This is a genomic window from Pseudomonas sp. P5_A2_2 (assembly GCF_054177685.1).
On sequence record NZ_JBGCUL010000382.1, the window covers coordinates 1 to 4204 of the forward strand.

The window sequence follows — 4204 nt, forward strand, 5'->3', positions numbered from 1 at the left end:
TCTTGCCCACCCCGGTGCTGACCTCAAAGCCCCACTGAGTCAAACACGCTGCCACCAGCTCACTGGTGGCGAATTCTTCAAAACCCAGTTCAGGGTGCGCGTGAATGCTGTGACGTATCGCAATCATTTCATCTTGCATCGCGGCAATACCAGGCAGGACCAGGCCGGCATTCATGGGTGTTCTCCTTCGACAGGGGCTGTGCGGAAGCGAAAGCGCTGTTGGGGTCGATCTTAAGGAACGGGCGCTGGGCTGGGGAGGCGCAGTTTGGTTATGATGACAACCATAAGTTGTCACCAGGGTGAGCAGATGAAACTGCATCAATTACAGGCGCTGATTGCCAGCGCCGAAACCGGCAGTATCCGCGCGGCCGCGCGTTCGCTGGAGATTTCCCAGGCCGCTGTGACCAAAGCGCTGCGCGAGTTGGAAACCAGCCAACAGCTACCGCTGTTTACCCGAACCGCCAGCGGTCTGAACTTCACCGAATACGGCAAAGTGCTGCTGACTCACGCCCGGCTGGTGATCAAGCAACTGGAGCACGCACAGACCGAGCTTGATCACATGCGTGGGAAGGCTCAAGGCCGGCTCTGCGTCGGGATCACCCCATGGGTCGCCCTGACCTTCCTGCCGGAAGTCGTGCTGGCTTTTCGCGAACGTATGCCACACATCAAGCTGGAACTGTTCGAAAGCCTGATGGCCGTTGCCCAACCGCTGCTTCGCGACGGCAGCATGGACTTCGCGATTGGCCAACTCCATCCCACACAATCGAGCCAGGAATTCGCCTGTGAAACCTTGCTCGATTACCAGACCTCGGTGCTGGTCCGCGAGGGTCACGCACGACAGCATGCGCGATCGATCCACGAGTTACTGGAAGAAAACTGGACCCTGAACTACGCGCCGGACGGGCACGATGGGCTGATGCAGGAACTGTTCTGGAAACACGGCGCGCAGATTGATGAGAATCGAATCGTGCGTGCTCATTCACTGGCCATTTTGCAGATGATGGTCGAGCGGGCCGACATGTGCACCTGGGGGCCGTCCATCGTGAGCACAGCCCCGCCATTTCTGGGGCGTGTGGTATCCCTGGGGCTGACCGAGCAGTTCGAGCCCCGACAACTGAGCATCGTGACGCGCCGCAATGGCGCACTGAGCAATTCGGCAGTCTGCTTCACCGAATGCCTGTTGCAGGTCATTCGGCGCCATGCGCGCTCGGCCAAAAAGGAAGACCGCGCGCTGTTTGAAACCTTACGGCTGCGGCTGTGAGGTGAGCCTAGGGTTTTATGTCTGATACCTCAGGACGTCYTGGGTCGAATCTGGCAGTAGGTACCAGCGCCAAGCGTTCACTTCTGACTGGTTTCTGCACGTGGCCAGAGACGGCTCTCGGCCGATTGTGTTGAAAAAGTCGAAATTGTTATCCTCAAGCGTTCTCGTGGACTGGTTCTGGATAGATGCTCATGTTGACTGGCTTGAGTCATTTTACGTTGGCGGTTGTGAATCTCTCTCGCAGTATCGAGTTTTATGTGGCTCTACCCGGCTTTAGATTGGCTGCCCGCTGGGAGACGGGAGCTTATCTTTCCCTCGGTGACCTCTGGCTTTGTCTGTCTCTCGATGAGAGTCGCGTGGCGGAAAAACAGCCTGATTACACCCACTATGCGTTTTCGGTGGGGCAGGACGATTTTGAAGAAGTCACCGTTTACTTACGGCTTCGTAACGTTATTGAGCGATTTGCGCCACTACCTCGCCGATTTCAACCCAATAACCGAGCAGCAAAGGTCAACGAAGGGCCGAGAAACCACTCAATGTGGTGAGTAGGTTCTCCGGTGGTKGCCGTGYCTGAGTTCAGGYGAKCTGAAAATCCGACTTTTTCAACASAATCGGCCAGGAACGGTCACTGGGATCAAGCTGAAACAACCAAAATCTACTTCCCTTCAAGCTTTCGTTTCAGTCGCCTGAGATCACTATTGACGATCAGCTTATGGGCTAGACCTACCGGCAACATGTAGATGCGCCCAAAGACGTTATGCGTTACGACAGATGATGTGATCGTGAACACACGATCTGTTATCGAAAGGCAAATCATGACATCCAAGTGCCGGTCACGTTCGGTCAGAACCAGCATGTCGGGGGCACTATGCTCCACCAGAAAGAAATCCAGCTGTTCGCCAGCGTTTACTGTCTCTCGCCTAACGCCGGAGAACCCGCCGATCCGCTTCACGCCGAATAACGAGGAAATCGCGTCCCTGGTTCGGAACGCTAGCCGCATGAACAGTCCCGGTTCGGCTGTCATGATGTTCCAAGCGTCAAGAGTGGTGATTTCAACCGGGAGCGGAGCCGACCTGCTGTCATAGTAATCAAGATCGGACAGTGCACGCAGAGTGTGAGCAGGTGATGTGGTAGCCAAAAGTTATCCCTTTTCAGTGGCCCGACTGCCATTCCCGATAAAATCGGAAGCTGATCATCATGTAGCCATGCTACGCCATAATTATCTCCAAATATCCCTTAACTGTTCGCTGGGTGAATACCTACCGGCTACAGGCCAGTATGGGTCGTTTACAACCCCTGCCCACAGGCGGAAATCGGCCAGGAGCAGTCATTCGACACTCCTCGTGCCAACGTTTGAATTGGCCCGTTTAGTTACCTGGCCACCTCAAAAAATGACCGGCACTTTCCAAGGCAGCTGCCTCTGCGGCGCCGTCAGGTACGAAATCAAATCACGCCCCAAAGCGCTTTCACATTGCCATTGCAACCAATGCCGTAAAAGTCATGGGGCAGCGTTTGCCAGCTATGGCAGCGTGCTGCGAACTGACCTGCATATCATCCAGGGCGCGGAGTGCATCACGACTTACCGCTCTTGCGAATCAGTGCTTCGTCAGTTCTGCGGCCAGTGCGGGTCGTCGCTGTTCTGGTCGCAAAGCCGGGGTGGATACGCAGACTGGATATCTATAGCGCTGGGTTCGCTAGACACAACCTTTACTACCGACAAGCAGCAACATGTAGAAGTGACGTCCAAGGCGCCCTGGTATGAAGTACAGGATCAGTGGCCACAGTCTCGATGACAGCTTCGGGTCAACCGCTACCAGTCCTCGACAAAGCGCAAGCGCTCAACGGTCAACCCAAACCTGCGACAATGCTGCCTCTTCGGGCTTCGTAACTTGCATGGCAATCGTTCAGGTATTTGAATAACAAATTCGCGGGGGAGCAGCCACATTGGAATTGAGACAACTGCGCTATTTCGTAAAAATCATCGAGCTTGGCAGCCTGGGGCGTGCGGCACTTGAACTGGACGTTGGTGTGTCAGCCCTCAGTCAGCAAATCTCCAAGCTGGAAAGCGAACTGTGCACCCGCCTCCTGAATCGAACCTCTACCGGCGTGACGCCCACTAGCGCCGGACTTGCGTTTTTACACCATGCCCAATTGACGCTACGCCAGGCGGAAAACGCAATCATGGCCGCCCATCGCGGGCGAATGAGCGGTTATGTCAGCGTCGGCTTACCACCGACTACCGCGACGGTGCTTGCGTTGCCGTTGATCAACGCAATGCGTGCGCGTTATCCGGACATACAACTGCATTTGGTGGAAATGCTTTCCGGCCACTTGGCGGCGCAGCTCAACGCACGGCAAATTGACCTGGCCATCCTGTTCCAGCTCGAAGGGGGTAAACGCTGGAGCGTGACTCCGCTGCTGGATGAAAAGCTGTTTGTCATTGCCTCGCCCAGCCTGCCTCAAGCGCCTTCTGGTGACAGCGTGCAGTTAGCCGACCTTGGCGGCCTGCCGCTGGTGATGCCCAGCGCACAACATGGATTGCGCTCGGCATTGATGAGCGCGTTCGAGCGGGTCGGGCTAACACCCAATGTCATTATGGAAGTCGACGGTCTCGCTGTTTTGATGAACGCCGTTCGGGCCGGTCATGCGGCAACGATACAACCGGGGGCGGCCGCTGCATTGAAAGACGGGTCCGGGCTTTCACTGATCAGGATTGCCGATCCCCATGTGGGCCGGCGTAATCTTCTGGCGACGCTGGCTGACGACGAACTCTCTCCGGCGGCGCTGGCAACGCGGTTGGTCATCGTCGATGTGGCGCGACAGTTGGTCGTCGACAGACAGTGGCCTGGAGCTACGTGGATAGAAGGGGTAGACGCGTAATCCTCCTTCACCCCGGACACATAAGTCTCTCATGAAGACAAAGCATTTAGAAAAACTAAACAC

At 56.0% G+C, this 4204-nt stretch carries 5 protein-coding genes and 1 pseudogene; 4 read left to right on the top strand and 2 right to left on the bottom strand.

Annotated features, from left to right (window positions below; genetic code table 11):
* A pseudogene (locus tag ACXRVY_RS18825) lies at positions 1-175 on the bottom strand (amidohydrolase); the annotation flags it as partial.
* A gap of 132 nt (positions 176-307) precedes the next feature.
* Between ACXRVY_RS18825 and ACXRVY_RS18830 the strand changes: the two are divergent.
* Positions 308-1261: a LysR substrate-binding domain-containing protein gene (locus ACXRVY_RS18830; RefSeq protein ID WP_223462604.1), complete on the top strand. Its 954-nt coding sequence runs from the start codon at positions 308-310 to the stop codon at positions 1259-1261.
* A gap of 191 nt (positions 1262-1452) precedes the next feature.
* Positions 1453-1806 carry a VOC family protein gene (locus ACXRVY_RS18835; RefSeq protein ID WP_411740710.1) on the top strand — a complete coding sequence of 118 codons (354 nt, stop codon included), beginning with the start codon at positions 1453-1455 and terminating at the stop codon, positions 1804-1806.
* A 110-nt stretch (positions 1807-1916) separates the two neighbouring features.
* Here ACXRVY_RS18835 and ACXRVY_RS18840 read toward each other — a convergent pair whose 3' ends face one another.
* A complete protein-coding gene (locus ACXRVY_RS18840; protein WP_223462605.1) occupies positions 1917-2399 on the bottom strand; it encodes a DUF2867 domain-containing protein in 483 nt (160 codons plus the stop codon).
* A gap of 253 nt (positions 2400-2652) precedes the next feature.
* Between ACXRVY_RS18840 and ACXRVY_RS18845 the strand changes: the two genes are divergently transcribed.
* The gene (locus ACXRVY_RS18845) at positions 2653-3054 is read left to right on the top strand and encodes a GFA family protein (RefSeq protein ID WP_223462606.1); all 402 of its coding nucleotides are present in this window, start codon (positions 2653-2655) and stop codon (positions 3052-3054) included.
* Positions 3055-3205: 151 nt separating this feature from the next.
* The gene (locus ACXRVY_RS18850) at positions 3206-4141 is read left to right on the top strand and encodes a LysR family transcriptional regulator (protein WP_223462607.1); all 936 of its coding nucleotides are present in this window, start codon (positions 3206-3208) and stop codon (positions 4139-4141) included.
* The last annotated feature ends 63 nt before the right edge of the window (positions 4142-4204 follow it).